This window comes from Gordonia alkaliphila (assembly GCF_039542465.1).
Lineage (GTDB): Bacteria > Actinomycetota > Actinomycetes > Mycobacteriales > Mycobacteriaceae > Gordonia > Gordonia alkaliphila.
In genome coordinates, this window is sequence record NZ_BAABIE010000003.1 from 104,923 (window position 1) to 119,404 (window position 14,482).

Sequence of the window (14,482 nt, forward strand, 5' to 3'; positions counted from 1 at the left end):
AGCATCGGATCGTGCCGATTCGTTCAATACCCACTACCCGCCCGCGGAGCAGACTCGAGACATGGACACCACAGCACTCGACCGCAACATCTGGCCCGGACTCGCCTACGACGACCCGCTCGCCGCCCGCGCCTGGCTCACCCGCCTCGGCTTCGAACCGGGGATCCTGGTGGAGGGCGACGGCGATCGCCAGGTGCAGCACTCGGAGATGCGCTGGCCCGAGGGCGGGCGCGTCATGATCCACTCTGCGGCGCCCGACTTTCCGTCGGTAGCGGGCAGCGGCAATGTCTACGTGGTGGTGTCCGACCCGGATGCCGTCTACGCCGCGGCCCGCGAACTCGGCGCACCCCTGGTCCGAGACCTCAAAGACGAGGACTATGGATCACGAGGATTCACCGTCACCGACCCCGAGGGCAACGCATGGAGCTTCGGCACCTACGCCGGCTGAGCGGTACGACGATCACGCCGTACCGGATCCTCGGCGCGGCCCCGGGCACCCACCTGGGGCTGCCGTCCCCCACCGTCACCCTCATCGTCGACTTGGGCCGCGGCCTGACCTTGAGCACCGACACCGAGGCGCCGCGCACGTTCGACGTGGCCGTCGGCGGCATGCATCCGCGACCGGTGGTGATCCATCACGACGGCAGCCAGGTCGGGGTGCAGTTGGCCCTGCCACCGCACGCGGTCCGCGCCCTGCTCGGCGTCCGCGCCGGGGACGTGTACTCGGCGAATCTGCCACTCGAGGCGCTCCGGCCCGGACTGGCCCGCCGCTTGCACGACGGCCTCGGTGCGCTGGCCGACCTCCCCTCCGACGCGGTCGACGACGACTCGGCTGTCGCGCAGCGCCGGGTCACCGTCGCTCTGCTGGCGGACGCACTGTCCGGCCCGCACCCGGACGTCCCCGTCGATCCGGACGCCGAACACGTCTGGGCCCGGCTCGCGGCCACCCGCGGCCGGGTGACCGTGGCGCAGCTCGTCGAGGAATCCGGCTGGTCGGCGCGCAAACTGACGGCGTCGTTCCACGCCGAGTATGGCCTCGGTATCAAGGCGGCGGCACGGCTGTTCCGTTTCGACCACGCGCTGGCCGCGCTGTCGGCCGGGGTTCCCCTCGCAGAGACGGCGGCTGCCTGCGGGTACGCCGATCAGGCCCACCTGAGCCGCGAGTTCACCGCGCACAGCGGCCTGCCGCCGCGGGCACTGCTGCGACGCCGGGCCGCCGAGTTCGCCGACGCCGCTTGACCGACTATTCGATCCGGTTGCCCTGTTCGTCCCAGTGCTCGGCGACCTTCTTGCTGGGCTGCACACGCGGCGGCTCGCCCGGCATCTTCGGGTAGCTGGGCGGGTACGGCAGGTCGCCGAGGCCATCGGCGTCGTCGCGCGCCACCATCTCCAGCAGCGGCTCCAACCCGACCCGGGCCCGCGTCATCTCCGACCACGGATCGCCGCGCCGTTCCAGCAGATCGGGGACGGTGGCGATGGTGAAGTGGTCCGGTTCGGCCGTCACCAGCTCGTCCCAGGTCAGCGGGGTGGAGACCCGCGCGTTGGGGCTCTTGCGCACCGAATAGGGCGACGCCATGCTGCGGTCGCGCGCATTCTGGTTGAAGTCGATGAAGATCCGGTCGCCGCGTTCCTCTTTCCACCACGAGCTCGTGACGCGGTCCGGGGCACGACGCTCCAGCTCCCGCGCGAGGGCGATCACCGCGCGCCGGGTGGCGATGAAGTCCCAGCCCGGCTCGATCGGCACGTAGACGTGCACACCGCGACTGCCCGAGGTCTTCGGGAAGCCGGTCATGCCGAGCTCGGCGAGCAGCGGCTGCAGCAGGTCGAGCGCGACGCGGCGCGCGTCGTCGAAGGCGGTGTCCCCGAACGGATCCAGGTCCAAGCGCAGTTGGTCCGGATGGTCGTTGTCCGGCGCGATCGTGGGCCAAGTGTGGAAGGTGACCGTCCCGAGGTTGGCCGCCCACACCGCGTCGGCCGGGATCTGCGGACAGAACGCCTGCCCGGTACGCCGCGACGGGAAGACGATGAGCGTGGACTGCACGTGCTCGGGGTGATATTTCGTCAGGTGCTTCTGGTAGATCTGGTCGCCCTCCACCCCGTCCGGGAAGCGCTGCAGATAGGTGGGCCGGCCGTGCAGCGCCGTCATCAGCGGACCGCCGACGGCCACCGTGCGGTAGTAGTCGACGAGGTCGCGCTTGCGGCCGCCGTCCGCGCCCAGCTCGGGGAAGTAGATCTTGTCCGGGTTCGAGAGCTTCACCTCGACGCCGTCGACGTCGAGCATCTCCGGGGGCGGCTTGGCCATGTCAGGCTCCTTCGAGGACGTCGTACAGGTCGTAGGTGAGCGGCACTTCGAGCTGGTCGTACGTGCACGACTCCGGGTCCCGATCGGGGCGCCACCGCAGGAACTTCACCGTGTGCCGGAAGCGCGCCTTCTCCATCTGGTCGTAGGCCACCTCCACCACCAGCTCGGGCCGGATCGGGATCCACTCCCCCGACTCCGACGACCGCCAGCGGTTCACCTCGCCCTGCGCCACCGCGTCCGGGTCGAGTCGCATGGGTTCGAAAAGCTGTTGCAGCTCAACACGTTTGGCGTCGGAGAAGGCGCTCGATCCGCCGACCATGCGGACGTTGCCGTCGTCGCCGTACAGACCCAGCAGCATGGAACCCAGGCCGGTGCCGCTCTTGTGCACGCGGTAGCCGAGGACCACGCAGTCGGCGGTGCGCTTGTGCTTGACCTTCACCATCTCGCGCTTGCCCGGCACGTAGAGTCCGGCCAGCCGCTTGGCGACGACGCCGTCCAGGCCGGCGCCTTCGAACGCGGTGAACCAGTCCTGTGCCTCCTGCGGATCGGCGGTGACGCGACTGACCTGCAGCGTCGATCCCGGCCCGCCGCCGCCGACGGCGTCGAGCAGTCCCGCCCGACGGACCTCGAAGCCCTCGCCGGTCAGGTTGCGGTCGCCGAGTGCGAGCGCGTCGAACCCGATGAAGATCGCCGGGGTCTCCTGCGACAGCTTCGCCACCCGGGAGGCCGCCGGATGAATGCGCTGGGACAGCGAGTCCCAGTCCAGGCGGACCACGCCGCCGAAGCTCTTCGGCACGCACACCTCGCCGTCGACCACCACGCGTTCGGGCAACTCGGTGCGTGCCGCCTCGACCACTTCCGGGAAGTAGCGGGCGAGGTCCTTGCCGCCGCGCGAGGCGATCACCACCTCGTCGCCGTCGCGAAAGATCAAGCCGCGGAAGCCATCCCACTTCGGCTCGTACGACCACTCCGGCCCGCTGTCGGGCTGGGTCGGCACGGCGGCGACCGCCTTGGCCAGCATGGGGGCGACGGGCGGGTTCACCGGAAGGTCCACACCGTTCACGCTACCGCCGCGCGTCGACCCCGCGCACCGTTGTCTTCTTCAGCGCCGCGGTCAGCTGCGAACCTCGCTGCGGTCGCCCTCCCACACGATGTGGAAGTGGCCGGGCGCGTCGGTGCGCTCGTAGGTGTGCGAACCGAAGAAGTCGCGCAGCAACTGCACCAGCGCCGTCGGCAGCGAGCCGGTCATCAGCATCGCCTGGTGGTTGAGGGCGGCGGCCATCGCCGGGACCGGCACGCACGCGGCCATCGCGGCCGTGGTGACCGTGCTGAGGCTGGGCAGGCGCTCGATCAGCTCGGTGCGGAACGGCTCCAGCGCCAGGAACAACGTCGCCCCCGGATTGTCGGCGTAGGCCTTCGACAGCGCATCGAGGAACCGCGCGCGGATGATGCAGCCGGCCCGCCAGATGCGCACCACCTGCGAGAGCTCCACGTTCCAGCCGAACTCCTCGGAGGCGACCGCCAGCAGGGCCAGACCCTGCTGGTAGGCGACCGAACGCGCAGCGAGGTAGCCGTGTTCGACGACGTCCACCGGCACGTCGACCAGCGTCGTCGACACCGCATCGGGCTGCCAGACGGCGCGTTCGGCCGTGGCCGACGACGTCGACCGCGCGAACAGCGCTTCGGCGATGACGCTGACCGAGACCCCCTGCTCAGCGGCCGCGATCACCGTCCAGGCGCCGGTGCCCTTGCCCTTCGCGTGGTCGGACACCAACTCGATGAGTTCGGCGCCGGTCTGCGGATCGTCCTGCGCCAGCACCGTCGCGGCGCTCTCCAGCAGGTAGGAGCGGCCCTCGCCGGCGTTCCACGCGGCGAAGATCTCGCCCACCTCGCGGCCGCTGCGGCCACCGGCGCGCAGCACCGCGTACGACTCGGCGATCAGCTGCAGGTCGGCGTACTCGATGCCGTTGTGCACCATTTTGGTGAAGTGCCCGGACGCACCCGAACCGACCAGCGCGACGCACGGCTGGCCGTCGTCGGCGCGTGCCGCGATGGGCTCCAGCAGACCCTTGATGTCGGCCCAGACGCTCGGGTCGCCGCCGGCCATCATGGCCGGGCCGAGCAGCGCGCCCTGCTCGCCGCCGGAGACGCCCATGCCGATGAACCGGAGGCCGTCGGCCGCGCAGCCGGCGACCCGTCGCTGCGTGTCCGGGTAGTGCGAGTTGCCGCCGTCGATGATGATGTCGCCCTTGTCGAGCAGCGGCGTCAGGGAGGCCACGGCCGCGTCGACCGGAGCGCCCGCGGGCACCATCAGCAGAATCACGCGCGGCGACGACAGCCCGGCGACGAAGTCGGGCATGTCGGAGAAGCCGACCAGGTCCTCGCCCGGATGGGTCGCGATCAGCGTGTCGATCTTGGCCTGGTCCAGGTCGAAGACCGCCACCGAGCCCTCGACGTTCCGCGCCAGGTTCCGGGCCAGACTCGCACCCATCACCCCGGTGCCGACCACGCCGATGGGCGTGGCGCCGTCGCCTGTTTGCTGGGTCTGTCCGGTGGTGGACGAGGTCATGCCGTCTCCTGGAAGGTATCGCCGATGAGGCCTGCGGACATCGATGTCTCGATCCTAGGGGACCGCCCTCCGATGGTGACCCCACTCACCGGCCGGCGGGCGGCCGGTAGTCTCGAACGCCATGACTGCTGCCGGCCGCTTCGCCCCGTCCCCGTCGGGTGATCTGCACGTCGGCAACCTGCGGACCGCCCTGCTGGCCTGGCTGTTCGCCCGGTCCAGCGGACGCGACTTCCGGATCCGCATGGAAGACCTCGACCGCGTGAAAGCCGGTGCGACACAACGACAATTGGCCGACCTCGCCGCGCTCGGACTGGACTGGTCGCTGCCGGTGGTGGCGCAGTCGGACCGCCTCGCGACCTACCGAGCCACGGTCGATCGCCTGGCCGCCGCCGGCGAGACCTTCGAGTGCTTCTGCACGCGCCGGGAGGTCCTCGATGCGCCGTCGGCCCCGCACGCACCGCCGGGCGCCTACCCGGGAACCTGCCGGGACCTCACCGAGGCCGAACGCGTCGAACGCCGCCGGGACCGACCGGCCGCCATCCGATTGCGCGCCGCCGTCACCGGCTTCACCGTGCACGATCAGTTGCACGGCGGCTACACCGGCGACGTCGACGACTTCGTACTGCTCCGCGGCGACGGCACGCCCGCCTACAACCTGGCCGTGGTGGTCGACGACGCCGCCTTCGACATCGATCAGGTGGTCCGCGGCGACGATCTGCTGTCGTCGGCGCCCCGCCAGGCGTACCTCGCCCAGCGCCTCGGGCACGCGGTCCCCGAGTACGCGCACGTGCCGATGGTGCTGAACGACAAGGGCATTCGGCTGTCCAAGCGCGACGGCGCGATCACCCTCGCCCAGCTCGCCGAGCTCGGCTACGACGCGCCCCGCGTGGTGAGCATGATGGCGACGTCGCTGGGGATGGCTGCCCCGGACGAGCCGGTCACGGCCCGAGAGTTGTTGCGGCGCTTCGATCCCGAAGCCCTCCCCCGCACGCCCTGGACGTTCGTGGCCCCCGCTGCTTAGCGGGCGGCGGCGGTACCCGCGTAGTAGCGGGCGAGGAAGGCGTCGCGGTACTCGAAGTAGTTGCCCTCTTCGATGGCGCGACGGGCACGGTCGACCAGCGTCACCGTGAACGACAGATTGTGCAGGGTCGCCAGGGTGGGCCCGAGGCCCTCCTTCGCCTTGAACAGGTGGTGCAGGTAGGCCCGGGTGTACTGGGTGGAGTAGTTGTCCAGCTCGGCGTCGAGCGGCGAGAAGTCACTGCGGTAGCGGGCGTTGGTGACGTTGTACCGGCCGTCGAACGAGTAGATGGCGCCGTTGCGCGCCACCCTCGTCGGGGAGACGCAGTCGAAGGTGTCCGCGCCGTTCTCGATGGCGGTGAAGATGTCGTCGGGCTCGCTGATGCCCAGCAGGTGCCGCGGGGCGTCGTCGGGCAGCTCATCGGTGACCCAGCCGACGATGGTGCCGAGATTGGCCTTCTCCAGCGCACCGCCGATGCCGTAGCCGCCGAAGCCCTTGCCGCCGTTCTCGCGGTCGATCCGGCTGAGCTCGACGAGGTCCCGCGTGGCCTTGCGGCGCAGATCCTCGTACTGCGCACCCTGGACCACACCCCACAGCGCCTGCTGCGGCCGGTGCGAGCGTTCGGTGGACAGCCGGTTGTGTTCGGCGAGGCAGCGGATGGCCCACTGTCGGGTCCGTTCCAGCGACTCCTCCTGGTAGCCGCGGGTGTTCATCAGCGTGGTGAGCTCGTCGAAGGCGAAGATGATGTCGGCGCCCAGCTGGTGCTGGATCTGCATCGACACCTCCGGGGTGAAGCGGTGTCGCGAGCCGTCGAGGTGCGATTTGAAGGTGACTCCGTCGTCGTCGACGTTCGCCAGGCGTTCCTTGCCCTCCGCGATCGCGGTGTCGTCCTGCTTGCCCTCGACGTCCATCGAGATCACCTTCTTGAACCCGACGCCGAGGCTCATCACCTGGAAACCGCCGCTGTCGGTGTAGGTGGGCCCCGGCCAGTTCATGAAAGCGCCCAGGCCGCCGGCCTGGTCGACGATCTCCGGGCCCGGCTGCAGGTACAGGTGATAGGCATTGGCCAGCACCGCCTGCGCGCCGAGCGCGGCCACCGATTCGGGCAGCACCGTCTTGACCGTCGCCTTGGTGCCGACCGGCACGAAGGCCGGCGTCGCGATCTCGCCGTGCGGGGTGACGATGGTGCCGGTGCGCCCGGCCGTTCCGTCGAGGGTGGCGCGCCGGACGAATTCACTGGTGGTCACTCGGCCGATTCTCCCATAGCGTGGCAGGCATGAACGCGACGAACCTGACTCGTACGACGAAGCTGGCCGCGACCGCGCTCTTCGCGTGCGCCCTGGGCCTGACCCTGACGGCCTGCGGCGACGAGCAGCAGGCACCGACCGCCGACTCCGGCGTCGCGACTCCGCCCGCCGACCGCAGCGTGCCGGTGGTCGGCGGCCCCAGCAAGAAGGCGCCCTCGACCACCAGCACCGCCAAGGACGACTCCGAATGCGGTCGCGTCGGCGGCCCGGACGGCGCCCTGCACGTCCGCGTCGTCGCGGGCGACGTCTCGTGCGAGACCAGCATGTCGATCGCCAAGGAGTACAGCCCGCTCATCGCCACCGGCAAGGCGCAGACGGTGTCCGGCTGGGACTGCGGACCGTCGACCGTCGGCGGCGAACTGGCCCGCTGCACCCGCGACGATCAGGCCATCGCCTTCACGGTGCAGTAGCCGCCCCTTTCCCAGCGGTCGCTGGCATATAGCGGGGCACTTCAGGAAAAGGCGGGGAACTTCAGGAAAGGGCGTGCGCGACGCGTTCGAGCGCGGCCACGCGGCTGCCCTTGACCAGCACCGCGTCCCCTTCCACCAGGTCGCCGAGCGCGGCGACGGCGCCGGCGACGTCGGCCACGTGGGTCACCGCGTCGCCGTAGTGCGGCTCGTCCACCGCGATCACGGTGACGCCGAGGGCCTGGGCCTGCTCGGCGATCTCCCGGTGCGCGGCCGGGCCGTCGGCGCCCAGTTCGGCCATGGTGCCCAGCACCGCGAACCGGCGCCGGGCATCGAGCAGCGCCAACGACGACAGGGCGGCGGTCATCGACGTGGGGTTGGCGTTGTACGCATCGTTGATCACGATCACGCCGGCCGACGTGGTGGTCAGCTCCATCCGCAGTCCGGACAGCCGCGCCGCGCTGAGCCCGGCGGCGATCGCCTCCACCGACACCCCCATGCCGCCGCCCGCCGCGGCCGCGGCCAGCGCGTTCGGCACCTGGTGCTCGCCGCGGGCGCCCAGCGCGACGCGGGCCGAGCCCCACGGGGTCCGCAGATCGAAAGCGGCCCGCAGCTGGTCGTCGAGCACCACGTTCTCCGCGCGCACGTCGGCGCCGGCCGCGAGGCCGTAGGTCAGTACCCGCGCCTGCGTGCGGGCATCCATGGCGGCGACCACCTCGTGGTCGGCGTTGAGCACGGCCAGGCCGTCGGACGGGAGCGACTCCACCAGTTCGCCCTTGGCCTGAGCGACGTCGGCGAGTGAGCCGAACATCTCCAGGTGCACCGCCTCCACGCGGGTCAGCACGCCGACGGTCGGCGAAGCGATCTCGCAGAGCAGCTGGATGTGGCCCACCCCGCGGGCACCCATCTCCAGGACCACGGCCTCGGTGTCGTCGGGGGCACCCAGCAGCGTCAGCGGCAGTCCGAGTTCGTTGTTGAACGACTTCTCGCTGGCGGCGGTCGCATAGGTGGTCTCCAGGACACCGGCGAGCAGGTCCTTGGTGGAGGTCTTGCCGACCGAGCCGGTGACACCGACGACACGGTCCGGCACCTGGCGCCGCGCTTCGCGCCCCAGGTCGGCGAGCGCCACCGCGGTGTCGGCCACCTGCACGGCGGTCGCCGCGAGGCCCGGGTCCGGGGCGCGATCGGTCAGGTACGCGGTGGCTCCCGCGGCCACGGCGGCGGCGATGAAGTCGTGCCCGTCGCGGGCTGCGACGATCGGCACGAATAGCTGTCCGGGACCTGCGGCGCGGGAATCGATGCTGGCCGAATCGACGCGAACGTCCGGTCCGTGGAGGGTTCCGCCGGTGGCGGCGGCGATCTGACTGGCGAGAAGGTGCACGTCGGAAACGCTACTCGTCGCCACGTATCCTGGCACCCATGCCTACTCCCCTTTTGCGGCTGGTGGTCCTCTACGGCGGAGTCTCCGCCGAGCACGACGTCTCGCGGGTCACCGCGGCCCACGTCCTGGCCGCAGCCGATCGCAGCAAGTACACGCTGGTGCCCGTCGGCATCGCCAAGAACGGCAGCTGGCATCGCAACGACTTCGCTGCGGCCGCCCTCGAGGCCGGCGACGACCTCGGCAACAGTCTCCCGATCGACGGCCCCCTCGTCGACCCGGTCGCGGTCCTGACCGGCCCCGGCGAGCAGGAGACCGTGGTGCTGCCGCTGCTGCACGGCCCGCACGGCGAGGACGGCACCATCCAGGGCATGCTCGAGCTGTTCAAGGTCCCGTACGTGGGCTGCGGCGTGCTGTCGTCGGCGCTGTGCATGGACAAGGGCATGGCCAAGGAGGTCGCCGCCCGCGCCGACATCCCGCAGTGCCGCTGGATCACGCTCCGCAACGAGGTCGACGACCCCGCCGCGATCGCCGCGCGCGCCATCGACGAGCTCGGGCTGCCGCTGTTCGTGAAGCCCGCCAACATGGGCTCCTCGGTGGGCGTCTCGCGCGCCGCGTCGGCCGCCGAGCTCGACGCCGCCATCACCGAGGCGCTGCGCTACGACGACGTCGTGGTGATCGAAGAGTCGGTGACTGGCCGCGAGATCGAGGTCGGCGTGGTGGGCAACGGACTTCCGGAGACCACGGTGCCCGGCGAGATCGTGCCGGGCAGCGACTTCTACGACTACGAGGACAAGTACGTCACCGGCAGCGCCGAACTGGTGATTCCGGCCGCGGTGTCCGACGAGGCGGCCGCCGAGGTCCGCGAGCTGGCGGCCCGCGCGTTCACCGCCCTGCGCTGCACCGGCATGGCCCGCGTCGACTTCTTCTATGAGGAGCCCGGCCGCGGCTGGCTGCTGAACGAGGTGAACACGATCCCCGGCTTCACCCCGGCGTCGATGTTCCCGAAGATGTGGGAGGCCACCGGCGTCGCCTACCCCGACCTGATCGACCGGCTCGTCGAGTCCGCCCGCTCACTGCACCGCCGTCGCGCCCGGTTCTCCACCGAACACTGACCCAACAACGAGTGCGCGATGGACCCGTTCGAGAAGGCACCGTGGTCGGGTAAGAAACTCGCCAAGCTAGGCAAAGCACTCCTGGATGAGTCGCGACCGCCTGCAAGACGGCCCGTCGTACAGCGATGTCATGGAGTGGCATTCCGACCTGTGCGCCGATATTGCCGCAAGCACTTTCACCCATCCGTGGGAATCCCTGGCCACCGACGACTTCGATATCGCAGCCCGAGCGAAAACCTTTGACACACTGAAGCAGAAGCTCGTCCGCGAGGACTGGATGACCTTGAACCAAGTTCAGGACCTTGCGGGCGTACGCGTCGACGGCGACTTCTCGCTCAGGCAGCAGACCGCCTTCGCTCACGAAATCGTGCACCACTTTGCCGGAGCCGCAGGGAAGGTCAAGGACCTTCGCGAGTCGCCCCACAGCGGATATCGCGCCGTTCATGTCTGGCTACGCCTCCCCGCGGGCAGGGTCGAAGTTCAGATCCGCACCCGGGGGCAGAGCGCTTGGGCAAACGCCTACGAACAGCTCGCCGACACTGTGGGCCGCCAGATCCGGTATGGCGAGGATCACGAAGACCCATCCGTTCAAGAGATCGTCGAGTACCTCCACGCCGAGTCGGCATCGTTGGCGGCGCTGGAGAACGCCCTACAGGAACTCCTCGACATCGGCGACGGCGTCGATCGTGCGATGGAGCTCCACACCGACCGAGTTGCTACGAAGATCGCTGAGCTGGCCAACCGGATGGAAGATTTCCAGTGTAAGCTGGAGATCCAACCCCCAGCGACAAATGCAGAGGAGTGAAGCGTGCCGTCGTATGTGATCCAGTTCAACAGACGCACTCGCCAGCGTGCGATCCGTAGCTTCGCCACGTCGCGCGAGGCCATGGACTACCGCCTGATGCTGGAAGGCGAGCGCCAAGATTCTGACGTCGAGATCGCAGCCCTGACCAGCCGTTCCATCGAGAGCCTGCAGCGCACTCACGCTCGGTACTTCACGGGCGAGGACATTTCCGGCGCCGCTGCACCCTGCGCGTAATTCCGAACCAGCGAGCGACGCTTCCTTCGAATCAAGGTCTGCACCGGGTCTCCCGGGGCGGACCTGTTCACCTCGATCGACCCCGCAGACAGCGCTGCCGTCTGGTGCAGTTACCAGGTGACTGCACCAGACGGCAGAGTGCCGCCGAATGGTAAGCACGGTCCAACCCCGGGAATGGGGAAGGCCCCCATCTGCGCTGCAGATGGGGGCCTTGGCGGTGGCGGTGGGATTTGAACCCACGGTACGGGGTCACCGTACACAGCATTTCGAGTGCTGCACCTTCGGCCGCTCGGACACGCCACCGCGGAAGACTTTACCCGAGCACCACGGTGAGGCGAAATCGCCTGGTCAGGACTACTTTTGAGCCGAATCTCCGCCGGTGAGGCGGTCCTTCAGCTCGGTGGCCTTCTCGGTGGCGGTGTTGATGGCGCCCTGCACCTGCTCGTTGGCGAGCAGTTCGCTGAGCTTGTCCTGGGCAGTGTTGACCGCGCCCTGCACCTGCTCGTTCGACGCCAACTCGTTCAGCTTGGTCTTGGCGGTCTCGATCACCGAATGCACCTGCTCGGAATCGGCCAGCCCGGTGACCTTCTCGCGGGCGGTGTCGATGATCTCGTTGATCTTGTCCATCGGATCGGACATGGGGCTTCCCTTCGTCGGCGACTCACGCGCGAACCGCGCTGCTTGCCGGCGATCTTATCGTCAGTCCGACGTTCCCCGCCGAGCCGCGAAGAAATCCCTGACCAGATCGCCGCACTCGTCGGCGAGCACACCGCCGCGCACCTGCGGGCGGTGCAGCAGCCGCTGATCACGCAGCAGATCCCACAGGGAGCCCACCGCGCCCGTCTTGGGTTCCCACGCGCCGAAGACCACCGAGGAGATGCGGGCCAGTCCGATGGCACCGGCGCACATGGCGCACGGTTCCACCGTCACTGCGAGCGTGCAGCCCTCCAGCCTCCAGCCGTCGCCGTGGAGCTTCGCCGCGGCGCGCAGCGCGAGGATCTCGGCGTGCGCGGTGGGGTCGCCGTCGACCTCGCGTCGATTGGTGGCCCGGGCCAGTTCGCGGCCGTCCGGGCCGAACACCACGGCACCGATCGGGACGTCCTCGGCGGGCGTGTCCGCGGCGGCCGACAGCGCCGCCCGGATCTGCGTCAGCGCGGTCTCCGGCACCACCGGGTCAGATCCCGAGCGTGTCGAGCACCTGCGCCAGTTCGTCGCCGAAGCCCAGGCGCGCGGCGATCATGCCGAGCTGTTCGTCGGCGTACAGGTCGTTGTCGCCGACGATGATGCTCATGACACCGTCGGGCAGCCCGAGGTCGGCGAGCACCGCGAGGTCGCCCTCCTCCCACGGATCCACGTCGTCCACCTCGTCGGGGTCCAGGTCGGGCACATCCACGTGCAGCCGATCCAGCACGTCCTCGGCGACGTCGTAATCGAGGGCCGCGGTCGCGTCCGAGAGCAGCAGGCCGGCGCCGTTGGGCGCGGGGCGTACCACCACGAAGAACTCGTCGTCGACGTTCAAGAGCCCGAAAACCGCTCCGGCAGCGCGCAATTCGCGCAGCTGGAGTTCGGCGTCCTCGAGGCTGTCCAGCGCGCTGGAGTTCAGCGGGGTGACCTTCCAGCCGGCGTCCTCGCGGACCACCGCCACCGCATAGCCCTCGATATCGGGATCGGAAGCGTTCGTTCCAGCGGCAGCCATGCTGGCCACGGTAGCCGCTTTTGCACACTCTCCCAAGTCCGTTCGGTCCGCATGTGCCACGCTGATCAGGTGTCTTCTTCCACTGCGCGCCCGGTCTGCATTCTCGGTCTCGGACTGATCGGCGGTTCCCTGCTCCGCCGACTCGCCGACGACGGCCATCGCGCCTACGGATACAACCGATCGACGACGACGGTGACCGAGGCGACCGCCGCCGGATACGACGCCACCGGAGACCTGTCCGCCGTGCTGGCGCGCGCCGCCGACGAGGACGCGATCGTCGTGCTGGCCACCCCGGTGCCCGCGTTGGCGGCCATGGTCGCCGCCGTCGCCGAGCACGCGCCGTCGTGCCTGTTGACCGATGTCGTCAGCGTGAAGACCGAGGTGGCGGCCGTGGTGGCCGCCGGCCATCCGGGCGCCCGGTACGTCGGCGGCCATCCGATGGCGGGCACCGCGCATTCGGGGTGGGCGGCCACCCATTCGGATCTGTTCGTCGGCGCGATGTGGATGGTGTCCACGCCCGACGACGTCGATCCGACGGACTGGCGGGCCGTGGCGGAGCTGGCGCACCGGGCGGGCGCCGTGGTGGTGCCCGCCGCCGACGACGCGCACGACCGCGCCGTGGCTGCGATCTCGCACAACCCGCACCTCACCGCGGCCGTCACCGCCGCGGTGGGCGCCGGGGAGAGCGGTCTGGCGTTGCGCTTGGCCGCGGGCAGCTTCCGCGACGGCACCCGGGTGGCCGGGACCGCGCCGGAACTGCAGCGCGCCATGCTCGAGGGCAACGCGATGGCCCTGTTGAACACGCTCAACGAGACCATCGACCGCCTCGTCGCCGCGCGCGATCAGCTGCGCGACCACGGCAGCGTGGAGGTGCTGGTGGCCGACGGCCATCGGGCCCGTCGTCGTTACGAGGAGGTCGCCGCAGCGCAGGTGCCGATCACCGAGGTGACGATCGGCGCGGACGGCTGGGCCGCCGAACTGCGACGCCAAGCCCACCTGGGCCGCATCTGGCTGCCCGTCGACGGGAACTGAATCCCGTCCGGGTCAGAGTCGGTCGGCGATCCCGGAGAAGCTGGTGATCAGGCCGAACTCGTCGACCGCCATGTCCCACGATCCGCGCGCCGAGCTCATGGTGACCGCACCCTCGGCGGATCCGACCTGATCGAAGGTGTACGACTTCTCGATGAGGTCGACGCTGAACTCCGGCAGGCTCAGCTCCACCACCGGAACGTCGATCGCGGCCTGACCGCCGAGCAGGCCGTGGCGACGGATCACCGCGGACTTGAGGAACGGCGAGTGCCACAGGTCGACGGTGTCGGCGCCAGCGAAGTCGCTGCGCACGATGCTGTCCGGGGTCTGCACCATCCAGCGGCCGTCCATGTCACGGCTGATGTCGAGCGCGCTCTCCCCGCTCGCCTTGAGCATGCGGACCGAGAGCCGGCGCGTACTGCCGTTGTCGTTGGTGACGAGCTCGTACGACACCGAGAACGCCTCGTGGTCGTCGGTCGCCGCGCTGATGATCCGCCCGTAGGCGCGGATACGTCGGCCGCTGATGTTCATGCGGACCTGCTCCAGGCTGTCCGCGTACACCGCGCGCCACGTGTGCATGGCCTTGACGTCGTTCGACGATTCACGAGGAGACACGGCTCTA

Annotated in this window: 17 protein-coding genes and 1 tRNA gene; 8 read left to right on the forward strand and 10 right to left on the reverse strand. The window is 69.8% G+C overall.

From position 1 onward, the window contains the following. Positions 1–61 precede the first annotated feature (61 nt). Positions 62–448 carry a VOC family protein gene (locus tag ABD989_RS04310; protein ID WP_345312560.1) on the forward strand — a complete coding sequence of 129 codons (387 nt, stop codon included), beginning with the start codon at positions 62–64 and terminating at the stop codon, positions 446–448. Beyond that, entirely contained in the window at positions 421–1,239 is an 819-nt protein-coding gene (locus ABD989_RS04315) for a helix-turn-helix domain-containing protein (protein ID WP_246993505.1), read from the forward strand. Before ABD989_RS04310 ends, ABD989_RS04315 begins: the two co-directional genes overlap by 28 nt. Positions 1,240–1,243: 4 nt before the next feature. Here the strand turns inward: ABD989_RS04315 and ABD989_RS04320 are convergent, their stop codons facing one another. The 3 genes from ABD989_RS04320 to gndA are packed head-to-tail and all read right to left on the reverse strand — an operon-like array spanning position 1,244 to position 4,871. Further along, positions 1,244–2,302: a DNA polymerase domain-containing protein gene (locus tag ABD989_RS04320; RefSeq protein ID WP_345312561.1), complete on the reverse strand. Its 1,059-nt coding sequence runs from the start codon at positions 2,300–2,302 to the stop codon at positions 1,244–1,246. A 1-nt stretch (position 2,303) separates the two neighbouring features. Continuing rightward, positions 2,304–3,356: an ATP-dependent DNA ligase gene (locus tag ABD989_RS04325; protein WP_345312562.1), complete on the reverse strand. Its 1,053-nt coding sequence runs from the start codon at positions 3,354–3,356 to the stop codon at positions 2,304–2,306. Positions 3,357–3,416: 60 nt separating this feature from the next. Next, positions 3,417–4,871, reverse strand: a complete 1,455-nt coding sequence (gene gndA, locus ABD989_RS04330; RefSeq protein ID WP_345312563.1) for an NADP-dependent phosphogluconate dehydrogenase — start codon at positions 4,869–4,871, stop codon at positions 3,417–3,419. A 121-nt stretch (positions 4,872–4,992) separates the two neighbouring features. Between gndA and gluQRS the strand changes: the two genes are divergently transcribed. Then, positions 4,993–5,892 (forward strand): tRNA glutamyl-Q(34) synthetase GluQRS, encoded by a 900-nt coding sequence (gene gluQRS, locus ABD989_RS04335; RefSeq protein WP_345312564.1) that lies wholly within the window; start codon positions 4,993–4,995, stop codon positions 5,890–5,892. On the opposite strand, the gene tgt is transcribed toward gluQRS, so the two are convergent. Continuing rightward, positions 5,889–7,136 (reverse strand): tRNA guanosine(34) transglycosylase Tgt, encoded by a 1,248-nt coding sequence (gene tgt / locus ABD989_RS04340; protein ID WP_345312565.1) that lies wholly within the window; start codon positions 7,134–7,136, stop codon positions 5,889–5,891. The two genes, gluQRS and tgt, sit on opposite strands and share 4 nt — an antisense overlap. A 29-nt stretch (positions 7,137–7,165) precedes the next feature. Here tgt and ABD989_RS04345 point away from each other — a divergent pair, with 29 nt between their 5' ends. Further along, positions 7,166–7,606 (forward strand): hypothetical protein, encoded by a 441-nt coding sequence (locus ABD989_RS04345; RefSeq protein ID WP_345312566.1) that lies wholly within the window; start codon positions 7,166–7,168, stop codon positions 7,604–7,606. Between the two features lie 61 nt (positions 7,607–7,667). Here the strand turns inward: ABD989_RS04345 and ABD989_RS04350 are convergent, their stop codons facing one another. After that, positions 7,668–8,984, reverse strand: a complete 1,317-nt coding sequence (locus ABD989_RS04350) for a UDP-N-acetylmuramoyl-tripeptide--D-alanyl-D-alanine ligase (protein ID WP_345312567.1) — start codon at positions 8,982–8,984, stop codon at positions 7,668–7,670. Between the two features lie 38 nt (positions 8,985–9,022). On the opposite strand from ABD989_RS04350, the gene ABD989_RS04355 reads away from it, so the two are divergent. The 3 genes from ABD989_RS04355 to ABD989_RS04365 all read left to right on the forward strand — a co-directional run bounded on the left by ABD989_RS04355 (position 9,023) and on the right by ABD989_RS04365 (position 11,135). Next, positions 9,023–10,096, forward strand: coding sequence for a D-alanine--D-alanine ligase family protein (locus tag ABD989_RS04355; protein WP_345312568.1), 1,074 nt, complete (start codon positions 9,023–9,025; stop codon positions 10,094–10,096). An 85-nt stretch (positions 10,097–10,181) separates the two neighbouring features. Continuing rightward, the gene (locus ABD989_RS04360) at positions 10,182–10,901 is read left to right on the forward strand and encodes a nucleotidyltransferase family protein (protein ID WP_345312569.1); all 720 of its coding nucleotides are present in this window, start codon (positions 10,182–10,184) and stop codon (positions 10,899–10,901) included. Between the two features lie 3 nt (positions 10,902–10,904). After that, on the forward strand, positions 10,905–11,135 hold the full coding sequence (locus ABD989_RS04365; RefSeq protein WP_246993484.1) for a hypothetical protein: 231 nt from the start codon (positions 10,905–10,907) through the stop codon (positions 11,133–11,135). Positions 11,136–11,347: 212 nt separating this feature from the next. Here the strand turns inward: ABD989_RS04365 and ABD989_RS04370 are convergent. The 4 genes from ABD989_RS04370 to ABD989_RS04385 all read right to left on the reverse strand — a co-directional run bounded on the left by ABD989_RS04370 (position 11,348) and on the right by ABD989_RS04385 (position 12,831). Further along, positions 11,348–11,438: transfer RNA gene (locus ABD989_RS04370), tRNA-Ser, on the reverse strand. Positions 11,439–11,489: 51 nt separating this feature from the next. Then, positions 11,490–11,774, reverse strand: coding sequence for a hypothetical protein (locus ABD989_RS04375; RefSeq protein ID WP_246993482.1), 285 nt, complete (start codon positions 11,772–11,774; stop codon positions 11,490–11,492). Between the two features lie 60 nt (positions 11,775–11,834). Beyond that, positions 11,835–12,305: a nucleoside deaminase gene (locus tag ABD989_RS04380; RefSeq protein WP_345312570.1), complete on the reverse strand. Its 471-nt coding sequence runs from the start codon at positions 12,303–12,305 to the stop codon at positions 11,835–11,837. Between the two features lie 4 nt (positions 12,306–12,309). Beyond that, a complete protein-coding gene (locus ABD989_RS04385) occupies positions 12,310–12,831 on the reverse strand; it encodes a tRNA adenosine deaminase-associated protein (RefSeq protein ID WP_345312571.1) in 522 nt (173 codons plus the stop codon). Positions 12,832–12,882: 51 nt separating this feature from the next. On the opposite strand from ABD989_RS04385, the gene ABD989_RS04390 reads away from it, so the two are divergent. Beyond that, entirely contained in the window at positions 12,883–13,863 is a 981-nt protein-coding gene (locus ABD989_RS04390) for a prephenate dehydrogenase (RefSeq protein WP_345312572.1), read from the forward strand. A 12-nt stretch (positions 13,864–13,875) separates the two neighbouring features. Here ABD989_RS04390 and ABD989_RS04395 read toward each other — a convergent pair whose 3' ends face one another. After that, the gene (locus ABD989_RS04395) at positions 13,876–14,475 is read right to left on the reverse strand and encodes a putative glycolipid-binding domain-containing protein (RefSeq protein WP_345312573.1); all 600 of its coding nucleotides are present in this window, start codon (positions 14,473–14,475) and stop codon (positions 13,876–13,878) included. Between the last annotated feature and the right edge of the window lie 7 nt (positions 14,476–14,482).

What these genes read in the sequence shown, in the direction of transcription:
- ABD989_RS04310 (WP_345312560.1), top strand. Translation starts at nt 62, where the DNA reads ATGGACACCACAGCACTCGACCGCAACATCTGGCCCGGACTCGCCTAC.
- ABD989_RS04315 (WP_246993505.1), top strand. Translation starts at nt 421, where the DNA reads ATGGAGCTTCGGCACCTACGCCGGCTGAGCGGTACGACGATCACGCCG.
- ABD989_RS04320 (WP_345312561.1), bottom strand. Translation starts at nt 2,302, where the DNA reads ATGGCCAAGCCGCCCCCGGAGATGCTCGACGTCGACGGCGTCGAGGTG.
- gndA (WP_345312563.1), bottom strand. Translation starts at nt 4,871, where the DNA reads ATGACCTCGTCCACCACCGGACAGACCCAGCAAACAGGCGACGGCGCC.
- gluQRS (WP_345312564.1), top strand. Translation starts at nt 4,993, where the DNA reads ATGACTGCTGCCGGCCGCTTCGCCCCGTCCCCGTCGGGTGATCTGCAC.
- ABD989_RS04345 (WP_345312566.1), top strand. Translation starts at nt 7,166, where the DNA reads ATGAACGCGACGAACCTGACTCGTACGACGAAGCTGGCCGCGACCGCG.
- ABD989_RS04355 (WP_345312568.1), top strand. Translation starts at nt 9,023, where the DNA reads ATGCCTACTCCCCTTTTGCGGCTGGTGGTCCTCTACGGCGGAGTCTCC.
- ABD989_RS04360 (WP_345312569.1), top strand. Translation starts at nt 10,182, where the DNA reads ATGAGTCGCGACCGCCTGCAAGACGGCCCGTCGTACAGCGATGTCATG.
- ABD989_RS04375 (WP_246993482.1), bottom strand. Translation starts at nt 11,774, where the DNA reads ATGTCCGATCCGATGGACAAGATCAACGAGATCATCGACACCGCCCGC.
- ABD989_RS04385 (WP_345312571.1), bottom strand. Translation starts at nt 12,831, where the DNA reads ATGGCTGCCGCTGGAACGAACGCTTCCGATCCCGATATCGAGGGCTAT.
- ABD989_RS04390 (WP_345312572.1), top strand. Translation starts at nt 12,883, where the DNA reads ATGTGCCACGCTGATCAGGTGTCTTCTTCCACTGCGCGCCCGGTCTGC.